25 protein-coding genes are annotated in these 19,235 nt (G+C 63.0%); 9 read left to right on the top strand and 16 right to left on the bottom strand.

Features of this window, described 5'->3' with window-relative positions; all coding sequences use genetic code 11:
- Positions 1–116 precede the first annotated feature (116 nt).
- The 9 genes from C167_RS0130055 (at position 117) to C167_RS0130015 (ending at position 7,451) form a co-directional block, all read left to right on the top strand.
- Positions 117–428 (top strand): DUF485 domain-containing protein, encoded by a 312-nt coding sequence (locus tag C167_RS0130055; RefSeq protein ID WP_017522021.1) that lies wholly within the window; start codon positions 117–119, stop codon positions 426–428.
- A complete protein-coding gene (locus C167_RS0130050) occupies positions 425–2,080 on the top strand; it encodes a cation acetate symporter (RefSeq protein WP_017522020.1) in 1,656 nt (551 codons plus the stop codon). The genes C167_RS0130055 and C167_RS0130050 overlap by 4 nt, the downstream gene beginning before the upstream one ends.
- 75 nt (positions 2,081–2,155) lie before the next feature.
- Positions 2,156–3,946 carry a DUF294 nucleotidyltransferase-like domain-containing protein gene (locus C167_RS0130045; RefSeq protein WP_017522019.1) on the top strand — a complete coding sequence of 597 codons (1,791 nt, stop codon included), beginning with the start codon at positions 2,156–2,158 and terminating at the stop codon, positions 3,944–3,946.
- Positions 3,943–4,569, top strand: coding sequence for a 3'-5' exonuclease (locus C167_RS0130040; RefSeq protein WP_017522018.1), 627 nt, complete (start codon positions 3,943–3,945; stop codon positions 4,567–4,569). The genes C167_RS0130045 and C167_RS0130040 overlap by 4 nt, the downstream gene beginning before the upstream one ends.
- Positions 4,570–4,686: 117 nt before the next feature.
- The gene (locus C167_RS34015; protein WP_017522017.1) at positions 4,687–4,845 is read left to right on the top strand and encodes a DUF3309 family protein; all 159 of its coding nucleotides are present in this window, start codon (positions 4,687–4,689) and stop codon (positions 4,843–4,845) included.
- Positions 4,846–5,066: 221 nt separating this feature from the next.
- A complete protein-coding gene (locus C167_RS0130030) occupies positions 5,067–5,366 on the top strand; it encodes a hypothetical protein (RefSeq protein WP_017522016.1) in 300 nt (99 codons plus the stop codon).
- 166 nt (positions 5,367–5,532) lie between these two features.
- The gene (locus tag C167_RS0130025; protein ID WP_017522015.1) at positions 5,533–6,345 is read left to right on the top strand and encodes an SDR family oxidoreductase; all 813 of its coding nucleotides are present in this window, start codon (positions 5,533–5,535) and stop codon (positions 6,343–6,345) included.
- A gap of 317 nt (positions 6,346–6,662) precedes the next feature.
- A complete protein-coding gene (locus C167_RS0130020; RefSeq protein ID WP_017522014.1) occupies positions 6,663–7,088 on the top strand; it encodes a hypothetical protein in 426 nt (141 codons plus the stop codon).
- A 33-nt stretch (positions 7,089–7,121) separates the two neighbouring features.
- On the top strand, positions 7,122–7,451 hold the full coding sequence (locus C167_RS0130015) for a YnfA family protein (RefSeq protein WP_017522013.1): 330 nt from the start codon (positions 7,122–7,124) through the stop codon (positions 7,449–7,451).
- Between the two features lie 693 nt (positions 7,452–8,144).
- Here the strand turns inward: C167_RS0130015 and C167_RS0129995 are convergent.
- The 16 genes from C167_RS0129995 to C167_RS0129900 form a co-directional block, all read right to left on the bottom strand.
- Positions 8,145–8,375 (bottom strand): YheU family protein, encoded by a 231-nt coding sequence (locus C167_RS0129995; protein WP_017522012.1) that lies wholly within the window; start codon positions 8,373–8,375, stop codon positions 8,145–8,147.
- 72 nt (positions 8,376–8,447) lie between these two features.
- Complete coding sequence (locus C167_RS0129990) at positions 8,448–9,671, bottom strand: osmoprotectant NAGGN system M42 family peptidase (protein WP_017522011.1); 1,224 nt, start codon at positions 9,669–9,671, stop codon at positions 8,448–8,450.
- On the bottom strand, positions 9,668–11,467 hold the full coding sequence (gene ngg / locus C167_RS0129985) for an N-acetylglutaminylglutamine synthetase (RefSeq protein ID WP_017522010.1): 1,800 nt from the start codon (positions 11,465–11,467) through the stop codon (positions 9,668–9,670). The genes C167_RS0129990 and ngg overlap by 4 nt, the downstream gene beginning before the upstream one ends.
- Before the next feature lie 71 nt (positions 11,468–11,538).
- Positions 11,539–13,308 (bottom strand): N-acetylglutaminylglutamine amidotransferase, encoded by a 1,770-nt coding sequence (locus C167_RS0129980; RefSeq protein ID WP_026079365.1) that lies wholly within the window; start codon positions 13,306–13,308, stop codon positions 11,539–11,541.
- 29 nt (positions 13,309–13,337) lie between these two features.
- Positions 13,338–14,522 (bottom strand): site-specific integrase, encoded by a 1,185-nt coding sequence (locus C167_RS0129975; protein WP_026079364.1) that lies wholly within the window; start codon positions 14,520–14,522, stop codon positions 13,338–13,340.
- 294 nt (positions 14,523–14,816) lie between these two features.
- On the bottom strand, positions 14,817–15,032 hold the full coding sequence (locus C167_RS0129965) for a DUF551 domain-containing protein (RefSeq protein ID WP_017522006.1): 216 nt from the start codon (positions 15,030–15,032) through the stop codon (positions 14,817–14,819).
- Positions 15,029–15,193 (bottom strand): hypothetical protein, encoded by a 165-nt coding sequence (locus tag C167_RS34720; RefSeq protein ID WP_017522005.1) that lies wholly within the window; start codon positions 15,191–15,193, stop codon positions 15,029–15,031. The genes C167_RS0129965 and C167_RS34720 overlap by 4 nt, the downstream gene beginning before the upstream one ends.
- Positions 15,174–15,818 carry a hypothetical protein gene (locus C167_RS33100; protein WP_017522004.1) on the bottom strand — a complete coding sequence of 215 codons (645 nt, stop codon included), beginning with the start codon at positions 15,816–15,818 and terminating at the stop codon, positions 15,174–15,176. Before C167_RS33100 ends, C167_RS34720 begins: the two co-directional genes overlap by 20 nt.
- The gene (locus tag C167_RS0129950; RefSeq protein WP_017522003.1) at positions 15,818–16,057 is read right to left on the bottom strand and encodes a hypothetical protein; all 240 of its coding nucleotides are present in this window, start codon (positions 16,055–16,057) and stop codon (positions 15,818–15,820) included. The genes C167_RS33100 and C167_RS0129950 overlap by 1 nt, the downstream gene beginning before the upstream one ends.
- Positions 16,054–16,341, bottom strand: a complete 288-nt coding sequence (locus tag C167_RS33095; RefSeq protein WP_081596740.1) for a hypothetical protein — start codon at positions 16,339–16,341, stop codon at positions 16,054–16,056. Before C167_RS33095 ends, C167_RS0129950 begins: the two co-directional genes overlap by 4 nt.
- Positions 16,342–16,548: 207 nt before the next feature.
- Positions 16,549–16,770, bottom strand: coding sequence for a hypothetical protein (locus C167_RS0129930; RefSeq protein WP_017522000.1), 222 nt, complete (start codon positions 16,768–16,770; stop codon positions 16,549–16,551).
- Positions 16,763–17,242 (bottom strand): hypothetical protein, encoded by a 480-nt coding sequence (locus C167_RS33090; protein WP_017521999.1) that lies wholly within the window; start codon positions 17,240–17,242, stop codon positions 16,763–16,765. Before C167_RS33090 ends, C167_RS0129930 begins: the two co-directional genes overlap by 8 nt.
- On the bottom strand, positions 17,242–17,526 hold the full coding sequence (locus C167_RS0129915; protein ID WP_157791885.1) for a hypothetical protein: 285 nt from the start codon (positions 17,524–17,526) through the stop codon (positions 17,242–17,244). The genes C167_RS33090 and C167_RS0129915 overlap by 1 nt, the downstream gene beginning before the upstream one ends.
- Positions 17,519–18,289, bottom strand: a complete 771-nt coding sequence (locus C167_RS0129910) for a hypothetical protein (protein ID WP_017521997.1) — start codon at positions 18,287–18,289, stop codon at positions 17,519–17,521. The genes C167_RS0129915 and C167_RS0129910 overlap by 8 nt, the downstream gene beginning before the upstream one ends.
- The gene (locus C167_RS0129905; protein WP_017521996.1) at positions 18,286–18,510 is read right to left on the bottom strand and encodes a hypothetical protein; all 225 of its coding nucleotides are present in this window, start codon (positions 18,508–18,510) and stop codon (positions 18,286–18,288) included. The genes C167_RS0129910 and C167_RS0129905 overlap by 4 nt, the downstream gene beginning before the upstream one ends.
- Positions 18,507–19,199, bottom strand: a complete 693-nt coding sequence (locus C167_RS0129900; RefSeq protein ID WP_017521995.1) for a hypothetical protein — start codon at positions 19,197–19,199, stop codon at positions 18,507–18,509. The genes C167_RS0129905 and C167_RS0129900 overlap by 4 nt, the downstream gene beginning before the upstream one ends.
- Between the last annotated feature and the right edge of the window lie 36 nt (positions 19,200–19,235).

The following is a 19,235-nucleotide window of genomic DNA, read 5'->3' as shown; positions in this document are numbered from 1 at the left end:
TGTTCGCAAGAGAGGGCAAATCGCTACGACTAAAGTCGTCTGGAGAGCTTGCAGCGCTCAAATAAATTAGGGATCGACGACATCCGCGTCATCCCCGCTGTGAGGACAAGAACAAAATGAACGACAGCATCTACCAGCGGATTGATACCAATCCGCGCTTCAAAGAGCTGGTGGCCAAGCGCGAACGCTTCGCCTGGCTGCTTTCCCTGATCATGTTGGGCCTGTACGTGGTCTTCATCCTGCTCATCGCCTTCCAGCCGCAGCTGCTCGGCGCGAAGATCAGTGCCGATTCGTCCGTCACCTGGGGCATCCCCATGGGCGTCGGGCTGATCGTCTCCGCCTTCGTGCTCACTGGCATCTACGTGCGCCGTGCCAACGGTGAGTTCGACCGTCTGAACCAGGAAATCCTCAAGGAGGCCCAGCAATGAAAGGCCGAATTTCTGCGGCCCTCGCTTTGGCCGCGTTCGCTCCTGCCATCTGGGCAGACGCCCTCACCGGCGAGGTACAGCGCCAGCCGCTGAACGTCTCCGCCATCGTCATGTTCGTCGCCTTCGTCGGCCTGACCCTGTGCATCACCTACTGGGCCTCCAAACGCAGCAAATCCGCCGCTGACTTCTACACCGCCGGCGGCAGCATCACCGGCTTCCAGAACGGCCTGGCGATTGCCGGCGACTACATGTCCGCCGCGTCCTTCCTCGGTATTTCCGCACTGGTGTTCACCTCCGGCTACGACGGCCTGATCTACTCCATCGGCTTCCTCGTCGGCTGGCCGATCATTCTCTTCCTGATCGCCGAACGCCTGCGCAACCTGGGCAAGTACACCTTCGCTGACGTGGCGTCCTACCGCCTGAAGCAGAAGGACATCCGTACCTTGTCCGCCTGCGGTTCGCTGGTGGTCGTGGCGTTCTACCTGATCGCGCAGATGGTCGGTGCCGGCAAGCTCATCGAGCTGCTGTTCGGCCTGAACTACCACGTCGCCGTGGTGCTGGTCGGGATCCTGATGGTCCTCTACGTGCTGTTCGGCGGCATGCTCGCCACCACCTGGGTGCAGATCATCAAGGCCGTACTGCTGCTCTCGGGCGCCACCTTCATGGCGATCATGGTGCTCAAGCACGTCAACTTCGACATCAGCACCCTGTTCTCCGAAGCCATCAAGGTTCACCCGAAGGGCGAGTCCATCATGAGCCCCGGCGGCCTGGTGAAGGACCCGATCTCCGCGTTCTCCCTGGGCTTTGCGCTGATGTTCGGCACTGCAGGCCTGCCGCATATCCTGATGCGCTTCTTCACCGTCAGTGACGCCAAGGAAGCCCGCAAGTCGGTGTTCTTCGCCACCGGTTTCATTGGCTACTTCTACATCCTGACCTTCATCATCGGCTTCGGCGCGATCCTGCTGGTCAGCACCAACCCGGACTTCAAGGACGCCACCGGCGCGCTGCTGGGCGGCAACAACATGGCGGCCGTGCATCTGGCCGACGCGGTGGGCGGCAGCCTGTTCCTGGGCTTCATCTCCGCGGTGGCCTTCGCCACCATCCTGGCGGTGGTTGCCGGCCTGACCCTGGCCGGCGCCTCGGCCGTGTCCCACGACCTGTACGCCAGCGTGCTCAAGGGTGGCAAGGCCAACGAGAAAGATGAACTGCGCGTATCGAAGATCACCACCGTCTGCCTGGGTGTGGTCGCGATCATCCTCGGCATCCTGTTCGAGAAGCAGAACATCGCCTTCATGGTCGGCCTGGCCTTCTCCATCGCCGCCAGCTGCAACTTCCCGGTGCTGCTGCTCTCCATGTACTGGAAGAAGCTGACCACCCGCGGTGCCAAGATCGGCGGCTGGATGGGCCTGATCACCGCGGTGGTGCTGATGATCCTTGGCCCGACCATCTGGGTTCAGATCCTCGGCCACGAGAAGCCCATCTACCCGTTCGAATACCCGGCGCTGTTCTCCATGGCCGTGGCCTTCATCGGTATCTGGTTCTTCTCCATCACCGACAAGTCCACTGCGGCCGACGAAGAGCGCGCGCGCTTCTTCCCGCAGTTCATCCGCTCGCAGACCGGCCTGGGGGCCAGTGGTGCAGTCGCCCACTGATCGCTTGAGCTAACCTGCCGGGGCCGGGGGTGGAAACACCCCCGGCCCCGCTTTTTTGCAAGGGATGGATAACGGATGTCCGATGATTTCAACTTCGCCTCGCCGCCCTTCGACCAGCTCCGCCCGCGGGAGCGGGAGCAACTGCGCGATGCGCTGAGCATGGGCTATTACACGGTCGACGAAGTGCTGCTCGAAGCCGGCGCGCCGGTGCCTTGCCTGTTCATTCTGATGAAGGGCGTGATCGAGGAGCGCGGCGAGGATGGCAAGCTGTTCGCCCAGTACGGCGACGAAGACCTGTTCGACGTGCGCGGGCTGTTCTCCGGCAGCAGCAAGCACCGCTACCAGGCGGTGGAGGAGAGCATCGTCTACGAATTGCCGGCGGCAGTGTTCCACCAGCTGTGCACGGACAACCCGCAGTTCGCCCGCTTCTTCCGTGCGGACCTGGCCAGCAAACGCCAGCTGGAACGTCGCGACGGGCAGAACCTTGCCGAATTCATCCTCACCCGCATTGCGCCCGAACACCTGTTGCCCGCCATCGAGGTGGAGCCGGCGCTGCCGTTGGGTGATGCGGCGCGCCTGCAGCTCAGCCGTGGTGCCGACGCACTGCTGGTGCGCGAGGAAGGTGCGCTGGGCATCGTCACCCGAACCGACCTGATGACCGCGCACTTCCGCGACGGCTTCAGCGAAGCGCAGCCCATCGGCCCGCTGGCGCATCGCCCGTTGAGCCATGTCGAACTGGGCGACTTCCTCTTCGACGCAATGATCCTCATGACTCGCCAGCGCATCGAACGCGTGGCCGTCTGCGAAGAAGGCAGGGTGGTCGGCCTGCTCCACCTGACCCAGGTGCTCAGCCTGTTTTCCACCCATTCCCATGTGCTGGCGCTGCGCATTGCCCGCGCCGAAAGCGAGGCCGAACTGCGCGCCGCCGCCGAGACCCTGCACACGCTCATCGCGACCTTGGCCGGCAATGGCATCCGCCTGCGTTTCATCATGCAACTGGTCAGCGCGCTCAACGAACAATTGCTCGAACGACTTTTCGAACTGCAGGTACCGCCGGTATTGCGTGGCCGATGCTGCCTGCTGGTGATGGGTAGCGAAGGCCGCGCGGAGCAACTATTGAAGACCGACCAGGACAACGCGCTGATCCTGGATGACGGCCTGCCAGTGGAGCAGGGCCTGTTGCTGATGCAGCGTTTCACCGCTGCGCTGCTGGAATTTGGATATCCGCCATGCCCTGGCGGCGTAATGGCCAGCCGGCCGGAATGGTGCAAACCCCTGTCGGAGTGGCAACGCGAGTTGCGCGAGCTGCCGTTGCAAGGGCGTCCCGAGCAGCTGATGCGCCTGTCGATCCTCGCCGATGCCTGGCCGGTGGCGGGTAACCGAAGACTGTTCGACAGCCTGCGCGAAGGCCTGAAGGCTCTGGCCGGCGACAGTAGCCGCTGGATGAGCGACCTGGCCCTGCCGGCCCTGCAGTTCGACACGCCGCTGACCTTCCTCGGCCAGCTCAAGACCCAGGATGCGCACCTGGACGCGAAGCGCGGCGGCATCTTTCCTATTGTCCACGGTGCCCGCGTGCTGGCCGTGCGCGAAGGGCTGGAGGAGCGAGGCACCCTCGGCCGCCTCACCGCCCTGAAGACACTCGGCGTGCTGGATGAGACGCTGGCGGACAACCTGGTCGAGGCATTCGAACTGTTCCTCCAGTTGCGCCTGCGCCAGCAACTGGACGGCCAGCGCGACGGCCGCGAGCAGGGCCTGGACGTTTCCCGCCTGAGCCGCCACGAGCGCGACCTGCTGCGCTTCGGGCTGCACACGGTGAAGAAGTTCAAGCAGAGCCTGAGCCGCCAATTCCACTTGGAGACCCGATGAACGCCTGTGTCGCTGCCCCCGATCCGCACTGGTCCGCCTGGCGCCGACGCCTGTACTGGTGGCGGTACGACCCGGCGCAGGCGGAGGAACTGGTGTCGCTGGACCTGGAGACCACCAGCCTCGACCCGCGCAAGGCCGACATCCTCAGCATCGGCGCGGTGGTCATCCGTCATGGCAAGCTGATTCTCGGTGAACGCCTGGAGCTTCTGGTGGAGCCGCCGCTGTCACTCGACGGCGAGTCGATCCGCATCCATAAATTGCGTCGCGCCGACCTCGAAGGCCAACTGCCGCTGGTGGAGGCGCTGCGTCGGGTGCAGGCCTTCGTCGGCGAGCGGCCGCTGCTGGGGTATTACCTGTCCTTCGACGTCGCCGTGCTGCGTCGCCACCTGCGCGAGCAGCTCGGCGCAAGGCTGGATAATCCGCGTGTAGAGGTCTCGGAGATCTATCACCGCAAGATGAGCCGGCGTTTCCCCGACCTGCACCTGGACCTGCGCTTCGACACCCTGGCGCGCAACCTCGAAATCCCTATCGAGGGCCGCCATACCGCCATCGGCGATGCGCGCACCGCCGCGCTGATGTTCCTGCGCCTGCGCAAGGGCTCGCTGCCCCGCGACCTGAGCTGATAGTCCCGCGCAGATTCTTTGAATCTTCCCCGCGCCGCCTCGGTCGGTATCTACAAGCGCTGGCCATTCGCACCCCGCGAGCCATCGCCCCTCGTCGACTGAAAGAGGAGAGACGATATGGGACTCGGGACTATCCTGTTGATCATCCTGATCTTGATGCTGATCGGCGGCCTGCCGGTCTTCCCCCACTCGCGCAACTGGGGTTACGGCCCCTCGGGCGTGATCGGCGTGGTGCTGGTCGTGCTGCTGGTGTTGCTGTTGCTCGGTCGGATTTGACCGGCCCTCGCCAAGAGCTTCGCGGATGAATCCGCTCCTACGAAAAGCACAGGGCTAACCGCCTGCGTAGGAGCGGACGCTGTCCGCGATCGCTCGAAGCTCGCTCCGGCGATAACCCGCTTTCGTCACAGCGCCGATACGCCACAGGGTGATTCGTCGCACAGCCATCCCGGAGTGCCTGTACTAACATACTGGGCCTTTGCTATCAGGGAGTCTTGGGGATGCTGGGCGTTGTACTGGTTGTGCTGGGCGTGGTGTGGTTGCTCGTCCAGTGCGGGCTGGGCCTGCCGCCGCTGGCCGAGGCCATGACCCTGGACCCGGTGGCCAATCCGGACCGCTATTGGCAGTTTGCCTTCCTCGGCCCGGCCCTTCCCCTGGCGCTGGGCATCTTCATACTGCGCTATCGCATCCGTGGCTTCGCCCAGTTCAAGCGCGAGCGCGTCAACTGCGCGGCCCACCTGCTCGTCTCCGCCGGCATTGCCCTGGTGCTGGGCAAGCTCTGCGTGCTCCTCCAGGTCTGACCGGCATCCCTCCAAGCGCTAGTGCGCCGGCGGTTTGCCAGGGGCATTCAGCGCCCTGATTTCGCCGCTGATAGCCGAAAGCCTTGGTTACACTTCGGGCCACAGTCGTCGACAAACCCTGTCGATCACCCGTCCCGGACAAGACAAGAAAAGGCAGACCTCCCCTATGCAAAATCGCATCATGATCACCGGCGCCGGTTCCGGCCTCGGACGCGAAATCGCCCTGCGCTGGGCCCGCGAGGGCTGGAAGCTGGCGCTGGCCGACGTCAACGAAGCAGGCCTGCAGGAAACCCTCAAGCTGGTGCGCGAGGCCGGCGGTGACGGCTTCACCCAGCGCTGCGACGTGCGCGACTACAGCCAACTGACGCAGCTGGCGCAGTCCTGCGAAGAGAAATTCGGCGGCATCGACATCATCGTCAACAATGCCGGCGTCGCCTCCGGCGGCTTCTTCAGCGAACTGTCGCTGGAGGACTGGGACTGGCAGATCTCGATCAACCTGATGGGTGTGGTCAAGGGTTGCAAGGCCTTCCTGCCGCTGCTGGAGAAGAGCAAGGGCCGCATCATCAACATCGCTTCCATGGCCGCCCTGATGCAGGGCCCGGCGATGAGCAACTACAACGTGGCCAAGGCCGGCGTGGTGGCCCTGTCGGAAAGCCTGCTGGCCGATCTCAGCCTGGTGGACGTGAAGGTTCACGTGGTCTGCCCGTCGTTCTTCCAGACCAACCTGCTGGACTCCTTCCGCGGCCCGAGTCCGGAGATGAAGACCCAGGTCGGCAAGCTGCTGGAAAGCTCGCCCATCAGCGCCGCGGACATTGCCGACTACATCCACCAGGAAGTGGCCCGCGACGTCTTCATGATCCTGCCCCACGAACAGGGCCGCATGGCCTGGCAGATCAAGCAGCAGAATCCCCAGGCGATCTACGACGAGATGGCGAAAATGGCGGAGAAGATGCAAGCCAAGCGCCGCAGCCTGGCCTGAGAACCTGATTAGGATCTGCTGCGCGTTGGCATGACTGCGTGAATGCAGCTCCAGCTCGGACGATCGTAAAGCCGGTTCTGAGCAAGGAATTCGCCCCCTTTCGGTGCAGTGAAAGAGAGGGCTTGCCCAGGTCGGTGCAAAGGGTTAGTTTTAGTCACCGGCCTGCCTGGCTGATGTACGTTGGACCCCGGTGAAAGCCCCGCGAATGTCGCGGGGCTTTTGCTTTTTCGGGCTACCGCCCAGCGCTTGGGATTCGTGCTTTGCGCATCGCCATGCCTGTGTTAGAAGGCTCCGGTGTCATTGAAGGAAGAACCCGCTTGCACTCTGAATCCATCGTCTATGGCTGCATTCGCGACTGGCCCGGCGACTCGATGGAGCGCCGCCTGCGCCGCGCCGCCAACCGCAAGGTGCTCGACAGCCTGCCCATGGGGGAGGCCTGGCCTTTCCTCGGCCGCGAGATGTTCAGCCGCTGCGAGACCGAAGGCGCGGGCCTGTACCAGTCCCAGGTGATCCATTTCGGCGCCAGCTACCAGACCATCGAGTACGAGTGGAAACTCTGGGTCGAACAGTTCGAAGCCCTGCTGCGCCGCCTCTACTGGGCCAGCGCGGTGGTGCACCTGGAAACCGAAGTCAACGGCAGCCACACCTTCCGCTGGGAATCCGAGAACGGCTTCCATAGCCCACGCGAAGGCGAGCTGAAAGTGCGCTGCGCCTGGGAGCGCGAGGGCGGCCTGCGCGGCTGAGTGCTCGCGACTGCCCCTCAAGAGAAGACCGCTGTGATCAATTACCTCTGGTTCGTCCTCGCCGCGTTCTGCGAGATCGCCGGCTGCTACGCCTTCTACCTCTGGCTGCGGCTGGACAAGAGCGCTCTGTGGGGCATTCCCGGCCTGCTCAGCCTGACGGTCTTCGCTCTGCTGCTCACTCGCGTCGAGGCCAACTATGCCGGGCGCGCCTATGCCGCGTACGGCGGCATCTACGTCGCTGCATCGCTGTTCTGGCTGGCCTTCGTCGAGAAGAGTCGCCCGCTGTGGAGCGACTGGGTGGGCGTGGCGCTCTGTGTGATTGGCGCCAGCGTGGTGCTGCTGGGGCCCAAACTCGCGCCCTGAACTGGTAATACCCTCTCCCCAGCCCTCTCCCTGAAGGGAGAGGGAGCGGTCCTCTGCCAGAAGGGCGCTACGGAGACATCCGGCAAACTCCGTTGCATCAGCACATTCCTTACTGCTCCCTCTCCCTGAAGGGAGAGGGAGCGTTCCTCTGCCAGAAGTGCGCTATGGAGACATCCGGCAAACTCCGTTGCATCAGCACATTCCTTACTGCTCCCTCTCCCTGAAGGGAGAGGGAGCGGTCCTCTGCCAGAAGGGCGCTACGGAGACATCCGGCAAACTCCGTTGCATCAGCACATTCCTTACTACTCCCTCTCCCTGAAGGGAGAGGGAGCGGTCCTCTGCCAGAAGGGCGCTACGGAGACATCCGGCAAACTCCGTTGCATCAGCACATTCCTTACTACTCCCTCTCCCTGAAGGGAGAGGGAGCGGTCCTCTGCCAGAAGGGCGCTACGGAGACATCCGGCAAACTCCGTTGCATCAGCACATTCCTTACTACTCCCTCTCCCTGAAGGGAGAGGGAGCAGTCCTCTGCCAGAAGGGCGCTACGGAGACATCCGGCAAACTCCGTTGCATCAGCACTTTCCTTACTGTCCCCTCTCCCTTCAGGGAGAGGGTTAGGGAGAGGGGCGAGTACATCTGACGCGCCGAGGTCGGCCATGAAACCCATTGCGCCAGCTCGCTCCTACAAAGAGCTCAATCCTCCAGCCACTCCCTCGGCACTTCGCTTTTCAGCATCAGTTGGCACTGCTGGCTTTCCGGATCGAAGACGATCACCGCCTCGCCGCGCTTGAGTGCATGGCGCGCGCGTTCGACGCGCACGTCCAGCGGTGTGTCGTCGCCGTTGTCGGTGCCTTCCCGGGTGACGAAATCTTCCAGCAGGTTGTCGAGGGTGTCGGCTTCGATGAGCTCGAAGGGAATCAGCATGGCGGGCTACTCGTGAATCGTACTCGAAATCGCAGCGCGGGATTGTAGTCCCGCGCTGCGCCGAGTGCAGCTTCAGTCGTTGTTCCCCTCCGGTGTCTTGCCTTTGTCAGTCGATCCATCGCCGCTGTCGATCAGCTCGTCCACCGGCGGCACATGGGTGGTGCTTTCCATGTGCACCGGGTGCTCCAGCTGCTTGCTGAAGCGCTCCAGTGCGCCCTCGCTGGGTTCTGCGTCGCTGTCGAACACCGGCGGGCTGAGCATGTAGGCCGTGAGCAACTTCGACAGTGCGGCAAGGCTGTCGATATGGGTGCGCTCGTAGCCGTGCGTGGCGTCGCAACCGAAGGCCAGCAGGGCGGTGCGGATGTCGTGGCCGGCAGTGATCGCCGACTGGGCATCGCTGTGGTAGTAGCGGAACAGGTCGCGCCGCACCGGGACTTCGTGACGTTCGCCCAGCCGCAGCAGATGGCGTGAAAGATGGAAGTCATACGGACCGCCGGAATCCTGCAGCGCGACGCTCACCGCGTGCTCGCTGGAGTTCTGTCCCTCGGCCACCGGCGCGATGTCGATGCCGACGAATTCGCTCACGTCCCAGGGCAACGCGCCGGCCGCGCCGGAGCCGATTTCCTCGGTGATGGTGAACAGCGGGTGGCAATCGATCGGCGGCACCAGGCCGCTTTCCACGATGCCCTTGAGCGAGGTGAGCAACGCCGCGACGCCGGCCTTGTCATCGAGGTGGCGAGCGCTGATGTGGCCGCTCTCGGTGAACTCCGGCAGGGGGTCGAAGGCGACGAAATCGCCAATGGCCACGCCCAGGGATTCGCTGTCGGCGCGGCTGGCGGTGTAGGTATCCAGGCGCAGTTCGACGTGGTCCCAACTGATCGGCAGGGTGTCCACCGCGGTATTGAAGGCGTGCCCCGAGGCCATCAACGGCAAAACGCTGCCGCGGAACACGCCGTTTTCGCAGAATACGGTGACCCGGCTGCCTTCGGCGAAGCGGCTCGACCAGCAGCCCACCGGCGCCAGTGCCAGGCGGCCGTTGGGCTTGATCTCGCGAACGATGGCGCCGATGGTGTCCAGGTGCGCCGAGACCGCGCGGTCCGGGCTTTTGCGCCGGCCCAGCAGGGTCGCGCGGATGGTTCCGCGGCGGGTCATTTCGAAGGGGACGCCGATCTCCTCCAGCCGTTCGGCGACATAACGCACGATGGTATCGGTGAAGCCAGTGGGACTGGGGATGGCGAGCATTTCCAGCAGCACGCGCTGCAGGTAGTTCAGGTCCGGTTGTGGCAGTTGACTCATGCCGGGGCCTCCTCGTTGGGGTGAGGCTGGTCACGGTTGTCTCGGTGCAGCAGTTCGCGGCTGAGCGGGAAAAGCAGGTCGACGAAGCGCTCGGCGGTGGGCTGCGGCTCATGGTTGGCCAGGCCGGGCCGTTCGTTGGCTTCGATGATCACGTAGTCCGGCTGGTCGGCCTCGGTGACCAGCAGATCGAGGCCGGTGACCGGAATCTCCAGGGCCCGTGCCGCGCGGATGGCGGCGTCGGCGAGCGTCGGGTGCAGGCGCTCGGTGACGTCTTCGAGGATGCCGCCGGTATGCAGGTTGGCGGTGCGCCGCACGGCCAGGCGTTGACCGCTGGGCAGCACGTCGTCGTAGCCGAAGCCTGCGGCGGCGAGAGTGCGCTCGGTTTCGCCGTCAAGCGGAATGCGACTTTCGCCCCCGGTGGCGGCCTGGCGACGGCGACTCTGCGCTTCGATCAGCTCGCGGATGCTGTGCCGGCCATCGCCTATCACCTCGGCCGGGCGGCGGATGGCGGCAGCCACCACTTCATAGCCGATTACCACGATGCGCAGGTCCTGGCCGGCGTGGTAGCTCTCGAGGATCACCCGGGTGTCGAACTGCTTCGCTTGGGCGATGGCGTTCTCGACTTCTTCCGGCGTACCCAGGTCCACGGCGACACCCTGGCCCTGTTCACCGTCCACTGGCTTGACCACCAGCGCGCCGTGCTCTTCGAGGAACGCGGCGTTTTCTTCCGCGCTGCCGGCCAGGCGCTGCTGCGGTTGGCGCAGGCCGGCGCGGTCGAGGGCGCGGTGGGTGAGGGTCTTGTCCTGGCACAGGCTCATGCTCACGGCGCTGGTGAGGTCGCACAGCGACTCGCGGCAGCGGATGCGCCGGCCGCCCTGGGTGAGGGTGAAGAGACCGGCGTCGGCGTCCTGCACCTGCACTTCGATGCCGCGCCGATGGGCTTCGTCGACGATGATCCGGGCGTAAGGATTCAGACCCTGTTCCGGGCCGGGGCCGAGGAACAGCGACTGGTTGATGCCGTTCTTGCACTTCACCGCGAAGGTCGGCAGCTCGCGGAAGCGCAGCTTGCGGTACAGCGACTTGGCCTGCTGGTTGCCGTGCAGTACCGACAGGTCGAGGTATGCCAGGCCGCGGCTCATGAAGTGTTCGATGAGGTGGCGCACCAGCGCTTCGCCGACCCCTGGCCGGCTGGACTGCGGATCCACCGCCAGGCACCAGAGGCTGGAGCCGCCTTCAGGGTCGCGGAAGGCCTTGGCGTGGTTGATGCCCATGACGGTGCCGATCACCGTGCCGGTCTCGGCGTCTTCGGCCAGCCAGTAGGCCGGGCCGCCCTGATGGCGCGGCGTGACCTTGGACGGGTCGACCGGCAGCATGCCGCGCGACAGGTACAGGCGATTGATCGCCGCCCAGTCGTCGTCGCTGTGCACGCGGCGGATACGAAAGCCGCGGAAGGGCCGGCGCGCCGGGCGATAGTCGGTAAACCACAGGCGCAGCGCGTCGGAAGGGTCAAGGAAGAGCTGCTGCGGGGCGTGGGCCAGCACCTGCTGCGGCGCGGCGACGTAGAGGGCGATGTCGCGTTCGCCGGGCTGTTCGTTGAGCAGTTCGGCGGCAAGCTTGTCGGGGCTGGAGAAGGTGTGGCCGATCAGCAAGCGACCCCAGCCGCACTGCAATATCAGCGGGCCGAGGCTTTCGGTGTGGTCACCGGCGAGCCGCGCCTGCAAGCGCTCGTAGGTCGGCGTCTGGCCGCGCAGCAGGCGCTGGTTGTGCGGGTGGGGCAGGTTGGAATGGGGTTTCATCTTGCGCTCCCTGATAAGGCATCTGTCCTGGGCTGAAGGAATGGCGGCGTCGTACCCGACGCCGCCGGGCTCTAGAGGCCTTGTTCCGTCAGCCAGAGGTTGAGGGCGGCCAGCTGCCACAACTTGGAGCCGCGCAGTGGGGTGAGGTCGGTGGCGGGGTCGCTGAGCAGGCGGTCGAACATTGCCGGCTCGAACAGCCCGCGGTCCTGGCTCGGGTCCATCAGCAGTTCGCTGACCCAGGCGCGGGTATTGCCTTGCAGGTGTTTGAGGCCCGGTACCGGGAAATAGCCCTTGGGCCGATCGATGACCTCGCTGGGGATCACCTTGCGCGCCGCGGCCTTGAGTACCTGCTTGCCGCCATCGCCGAGCTTGAAGCGCGCCGGAATGCGCGCCGACAGCTCTGCCACGCGGTAGTCGAGGAACGGCACGCGAGCCTCCAGGCCCCAGGCCATGGTCATGTTGTCCACGCGCTTGACCGGGTCATCCACCAGCATGATGGTGCTGTCCAGGCGCAGCGCCTTGTCTACCGGGTCTTCCGCGCCGGATTGGGCAAAGTGCTCGCGAACGAATTCGCTGGCCACGTCCTCCACCCGCATCGCTTCGCGGACGGTGTCCAGGTACTCGCCGTGGCTGCGGTCGAAGAAGGCCGCGCGGTAGGCCAGCAGCGGGTCCTTCGCACCGGCTACTTTCGGGTACCAGTGATAGCCGGCGAACAGCTCGTCGGCGCCCTGGCCGCTCTGCACCACCTTGCAGTGCTTCGAGACTTCCCGCGAGAGCAGGTAAAAGGCGATGCAGTCGTGGCTGACCATGGGTTCGCTCATGGCGCGGAAGGCCGCCGGCAACTGCGAAATGACTTCGTTTTCGTCGATGCGCAACTGGTGGTGGCGGGTACCGTAGCGCCTGGCGATCAGGTCTGAGTATTGGAACTCGTCGCCGCGCTCGCCGCCCGCATCCTCGAAGCCGATGGAGAAGGTCAGCAGGTCCTCGACCCCGGCTTCGTGCAGCAGGCCGACCAGCAGGCTCGAATCGACGCCGCCGGAGAGCAGCACGCCGACCTCGCGCGCGGCGCGCTGGCGGACGCTCACGGCGTCGCGCAGGCTGCTCAGCAGGCGGTCTTCCCAGTCATCCAGGGTCAGTTCGCGTTCGTCCGGCAGCGGTCCGTATTCCAGGTTCCACCAGCGCTGGCGCTCGACGTGGCCTTGGGCATCGATGGCCATCCAGGTCGCCGGCGGCAGCTTTTGCACCTTCGCCAGGAGGGTACGCGGCGCGGGCACCACGGCATGGAAGTTCAGGTAGTGGTTGAGCGCCACCGGGTCCAGCGCCGGGTCGATGTCACCGCCCTTGAGCAGGGCCGGCAGGCTGGAGGCGAAGCGCAGGCGCTGGCCGGTCTGCGACAGGTACAGCGGCTTGATGCCGAGGCGGTCGCGGGCGATGAACAGGCGCCGTTTGTCGCGCTCCCAGATGGCAAACGCGAACATGCCATTGAGGCGTGGCAATAGTTGTTCACCCCAGGCGTGGTATCCCTTCAGGAGTACTTCGGTGTCGCCACCGGAAAAGAAGCGGTATCCCAGCGCTTCCAGCTCGCTGCGCAGTTCGGGGTAGTTGTAGATTGCCCCGTTGAACACCAGCGACAGGCCCAGCGAGGTGTCGATCATCGGCTGACCGGAAGCTTCGGCCAGGTCCATGATCTTCAGGCGCCGGTGCCCCAGGGCGACGGGCCCTTCGCTGTGAAAGCCCCAGGCATCGGGGCCTCGTGGGGCGAGGTGATGAGTGATGCGTTCGACTGCGGCAAGGTCCGCAGCCTGGTTATCGAAACGTAGTTCTCCTGCTATTCCGCACATAGCGCTGTGGGCCCAGTAAAATCAGGGCCTCAGTCCTCCTTAGATTTCCTCCGTACCAAATTCGTACCAGTTTTCAGCTTTTCCATCTCGCTCCAGTCGGATGTCGAGTTGAGCCATTTGGCGTAGGTCGAAAGCAGAACCGGCACGCTGTGGCCGAGCTGCGAGGCGATGAAGGCGGGGTTCATTCCAGCCATCAAACACATCGTCGCGTACGTGTGGCGAGTGTCGTACGTTCTGCGCTGACGCATGCCGAGCTTCCGCAGGGCGGTGCGCCAATAGCGCTTCGGGCCAGTCTCCGACTTGATGTAAAGGTCGGATCGATCCGCCGTCAGGCTTGTAGCAAACACGTAATCCGATCTCGCCGCAGTCAACGGCCTAGCTTGTTCGATGGCATGCAGAGCGCGTTCGTTCAATAGAACTTCACGAACGGTCTTCGTTTTGGTGCGCTCGATGATCTTGCCGCGGAGCTGGATCCGGCAGACCTTTGCCTTCCTGGCGCGTGTGTCCACCTCGTCCCAGCGCAGCGCCATTGCCTCGCCCGGGCGCATCCCTGTGTAGAACAGGAACTCGAACAGGCAGGCGTAGATTTGCTGCATACCTGTCGCCACCTCATAGAGCTTGGCGATGATCAGGTCTGCTTCTTCCTGCGTGAATGGATCCAGTTCCCGCTTTGGAACCTTTGCCACTGGGACGGATATCGTTGGGTCACGTTGAACGACCTCTTCCTTCATGGCCTGCTTGAACAGGCAGGTCACTACGCGGACGACATTCTTTCTGCGGCTTGGTGATGGCCATTTCGTCGTTGCGACGATCCGGCGAATCATGGTCGCTGGGATCTGGTCCATTGGCAGTTGTGCCAGGTGGGGGATCCAGTAGCGCTGAAGGGAGATTCGATAGCCTTTGCGAGTGGCGTCGACAACTTCTAACGAGTCGAGCCATTCCTGGGCGTATTCAAAGAAGGTGGGGCAGGCAGTGGAAGGAAGGTGCGCGCGGGATGAAGGGAAGAACTCAAGATACTTCTCATGGGTCAACACGCCCATCTTGGCGTACTGAACTACCTGAGTACGTAGAGCTGCTGCCGCTGCGATTCCTTTCTGGGTCGGTGGGTAGGCAAGCGTTTCGCAACGCCTGCGCTTTCCCCACTGGAAGCGAATTCGGACTGATTGGCCGATGACTTCGACGCCGGTCGGCAGGTCCAGAGGCTTTCTAGCCACTCGTCATACCTCCTTTTACTGTAGATGATTCGGCCGTCTATCTTCGCCCAAACCCATGTGGGGATGATCTTGCGGTCGCGCTTTCTCTGCAGGGCTCGAGCAGTCGTTCCGAGCAGCTCGGCCATCCTCTTTTCTGTCACCTTGTCGAACTCGTCGAGCAGTTGTTCTGCTGCGCTCATAGCAATACCTCATCTATCCGCAGTGCGGAGGTGTGAGTGGGGTTATTTGACTGGTTCTTGATGAACCAGCGCTAACGCAGGCGTGGCGCTGGCCGCGTATTTGACGGGCATTTGATTACTTGGGCGGTGCGGGAATGGGCATCCAGTGGGTTGGATGGAAGCCTATGGTGTCAATGGACACCATTTCCCCGCAGCGGAAGTAGTGCCATACACCATCAATGAACTCGCAATCAGTCAGTCGCATTTCCAGAAGGTCATAATCGATCCATCCAAACAGATCTATGCCGTCGGAGTCTGTTGGCGCACTGTCTATCGGAAGCCACTCGCTCATCTCCCGCCTCCTTCCAATTGCTCGTTCACGTACTCCAGTGCGCCGACCTTGAACTCAGAAATCGGCATCGCGCGGAATCCGGTGTAGAGGAGCGCAATCGGCATTCCTGCTTCATGCTGCCGCTTAGCCTGGGCATAGCCCTTAGCGCGCTGCTTGGTCATTCCCGCCTCCTTCCAGGGCTGCGTCTGCCATTCCTCTATCAATCTCTTCATCCCAGAAGCAGCCGGGGTAGTTCCCGATCTCTTCGTATGGAGAGCCGTCAGGAAGATCACGCAGCCACCGATACCGCTCGGCGTCCTTGCGCAGCGCCGCGTTCTCCGCCTTGAGCCGGTCCGCGTCGATCACTCGGGTCCAGCCTGGCATGTCAGGGATAGGCTCACGCGGCATATGCTGGTTGATCAGGTGATCTACCTGTCCGCGCAGCCGCTCCACCTCTGCCTTGAGCCGGTCACACTTCTCGTCCAGTCCTTTGATCGTCTCGTCACGACAGGCAATGCCGTCATAAGGCGTTCTTTCGTCGATCTCCAGCCGGTTGCGCAGCCGCTCCACCTCGGAAATCAGCTCAAGAACTGCTTGCGGCGTGCAGGCCAAGAAGAACGCTTCGTCCTCTTCGCCCTTTGGACCGATGAATCCAAACAGGTCGTTCTTGTGGTCAACCCGCAGTACTAGCGATCCATCATCGCCCGTGCAGGTGTACTTGAGGCCGCCACCAGCAGACGGCAGCCTGTCGAAGTTACGACCCGGCGTAGCCCGCTCCGCCAGCTCCTTCAGCTTGGTGAGGTCCATTAGGCAGCCTCCTTCTTGAGCAGACGCCGACGAAGCCGGCCAGACTTGGTTCGCTGGAAGTCGAGGCAGTCCTTGGAGCAGAAGACGAGGCCGCGGCCGTTATCCGGATCAAGGAATCCGATCATCCCGACCTGATTCGCCATCATGCAGACCTCAAAGGCGAACGATGGATGCCCGTCAGCTTCGCAGGCTGTGGATTTCCCGCAGGTACAGCAGACAAGCTTGAAGTGTACAGTCATGGTGAAACCTCTATTCCGGCTTGCTGGAGGGCTCTCTTGCAGCGGTGCAGCATTGCAACCTCTGCGCAGTGGATGGATTCAAGCGACTCGTAGACTTCAGGCTCCATATCCAGTGACTCTTCTGCGCTGATGACGAAGTCTGGAACATCCGGCAGCTCCACCTTCAGAGCCGCGCGGCAGGCTTGCCAGATGTATCTGCCCCAGCCCATAGCGCAGGACTTGCGGAGTTCTTCTTGCTCGGGTGCGCGCCACCAGTTTGCGAACTCGTCGTTATCGTCATTCACGGTCAGTCCCTCACTTCAATGCCGGCTTCGCGCAGCAACTTCACCATCTCTGCGCGCTCCTTCTGTTGAGCCTCGACGTCAACAACGCCTCGGCCATCGCAAACGTGGCACCAGCGCCGCTCAAGGTCATAGCCTCGACATGCTGGGCATGGACGAAATTTGGACATGCGAATGCCTCCCATACGGGTGTGCGGTTAAGGGGAAGGGTTAGGGGTAGAGGAGGGTGCGAATCTGCTCGGCGATTTCGCTCTCTTCGAACGACTCACCCCAGCCGTGCGAAATCTCACCGATTAGCGCAGACAGCCACTCCCTCGGCACCAGCACCTGGTCGTCGGGGATGGCCACTTCAGTCCGGCATCCGCCATACGGAGCGCACATTCCGGGAGTCTGACAGCGCATCATGGTCTTTCTGCAGATCAGATCACTCATGCTCATTCACCTCGCCGAGCAGGGCGCGCAGTTCTGCCATTGCCTGATCGCGCGCGTACTGCCAATTGAACATCTCGCCGATGTCCTGCATTGCGGGCTGCTCTTCCACGATCCGCCGCAACAGCCCCTCGCTCACCGCCTTGCCGTTGAGGCGCGCCAGTTCGCCAAGCGCATTCAACAACTGAGCGATCTGGCCTTTAACGGAATAGGTCTCGCCCAACTCAATCCTGAATCCATTCCGCCTGAAGGTATCGATGATCACGTCGTTGTCGAAATCGGGGAACACCACCACCATTGCGCGCAGGGCTTCCAGTTGCTCCCTGAGCGCCTGGGCCTCAGCCTTCGCGAGGGTCAGGTTGGTGATCGCCCGAAGCATCGGGTCTATCCCCGGATAGCTGACGAAGCCGAGCGCGGACATGATCGTGCTTAGGTCGAGCGATGCAGCCTCGAATGCGGCTTTGTAGTCGGGCATCACTCACCTCCCTGCGCCGGCGGCGCTTCGCACAGCAGGATTTCTCGCTGATTGTTGGAGCAGAGGTCCGGCCTACCTTTCACCTCGCCGAACCAGCGGAGCACCCACTCGCCGCCGCGGCACTGGCACTTCCACATCTTTCCTGGATAAACGCCGGACGGTGTGCTGGTTGAGTACTCGGCCAACTGCCCGAACGCCCGCTGATCCATCACTGCGTGCGTGTCGTCCAGAAGGATTTGGGAGCGGTCGGGCTGGCGCCAGTGCCGCCCCATCGGATCAGTCATTGCTGGAATCATCGGCAGACCCTCCCTGCGCCGGCGCGGCGGCGAGCCAATCTCGAAGCGTGGCAGAACATCTGACGATCTGATGCGAGCGAGAGCCCTCGCTGTACGCCACCAGTTCCATAGCCGCGCGGCGCACTTCCTCCGGCACCTGCCCAGCCTGGGCGACCGTTGCCGCATCGCAGTTTTGGCAGACGCCGTTGTTCGCATCCATGAAGCCAGCGCCATAGCTGTTAACCGGGAATGCATCTCCACACGCGCAGTGGACCAGCTCCGGCGCCGGGGAGGGTTGCGCGCAATCAGGACAATCGACCTCAATGTGATTACCGTTATGGTCGAGTTTGTCGGTGAAGACCATCTCCGAGCCGTGACAGGCCGAGCAGGTCGGGGATGGTTGCGCCAGGGCGGCGCGGTGACTCCATCCCTGCCAGAGCGCTTCAACATGCGAATGCAGGAACTGAGTACGGCCCCAGGCATCAGGCTTCTCGCTCAGGTCCAGGTGCTTGTAGTTGGCGCGGAAGCGCTCCCGCTCCCCATGCGCGCCCTCTGCCTGCTCGGGGTGAACTTGGGCACTTTCTGCCGCAGTTGCCTCCCCCTGCTGCGAGGCGAGGAAGTCCCGAGTAACCTGGCCGAGATTCCCGCTTTTCGCAGGCTCGCCGAAAGTCGCTTCCCACTCGGCAAGCAGAGCTTCGGCTGCGAAGACTCTCTTTCGCAGCACCTCGTTGTTCTCCACGGCAAGATCCTTGGCTACGTCTTCGCGGTTCATGCTGCCTCCCTTTGCGCGCCGTACTTCCTGAAGTACTCGCAGATGTCTTCGCTGAGTTGCTGGCCGCCGATGGTGCTGAGCTGGCCGGTCATGTGTTTGCAGCGGCGGAGCAGGGCGTCTGCCTCGGCTTGCCGGCGAGCGGATTCGAAAATGTCGTCGAACGACTGGCTGGTGATCGACTCGATCTGGCGTTGTGCTTTGGACTTGTCGAGGCCTTTCATGCTGCTGCCCTCTCGTGTTGGTCGATGCGAGTTCGAATGCCATCGTGCATCCCATAGATCGCCTTCTCGCAAGCAGTGCAGCGGCTCGCGAAACCAGATGCCTTGCTGCCGTCCATGAAGAACTCCGTAACGGGCTTTGCCTGTTTGCAGAGCGAGCAGCGCTTCATGCTCACGCCGTCCACGATGGCTATGCGGCCCTTGGCGAGAATCCAGAAGGCTTCTTCCAGCGTCTTCATCGGGCCGATCTTCCGTTGCACTGGGCGCAGGTAGTCGAAGCGGGAGTCTTTGGGGAAGTAAGTGCGCAGGATTCTCTGAAGCACTGAATCCTTGATTCCAAGGCGTTTTGCGAACGCTGCGCGCCCCAGCTTCTCGGGGAGAAGCTCAACCAGAGCCTCGCAGACCTGCATATCCTTCTTGCTGCGTTTCGACTGCTTGTCCCGGGCGGCTTCGTTCTGGTTCTCAGCTGCTTTCTGTGCAGCATCAGAGCCTCCTACGATGCGTCCGTTGAACTCAGATTTGGTCGCCGTTTGAAGACCAGATTCGACTGTGGTTATCTCGTTGCCTTCCTTCAGCCAAGCCTCAGTCGCCGCCTGCAAATCCTCATGCGTAATCCGGTGCTCTACGTAAACCGGCTCGCGCCACGCATCAGCCGCGAACCGTTCTTCAATCTCGGGGAAGTCTGTTTCCATGGCACACCTCAAAAAGAAAGGGAGCCATGGAGGCTC

It is taken from the genome of Pseudomonas nitroreducens TX1, assembly GCF_000313755.1.
Lineage (GTDB): Bacteria > Pseudomonadota > Gammaproteobacteria > Pseudomonadales > Pseudomonadaceae > Pseudomonas > Pseudomonas nitroreducens_A.
This window is presented reverse-complemented; position numbering and strand designations above follow the sequence as displayed.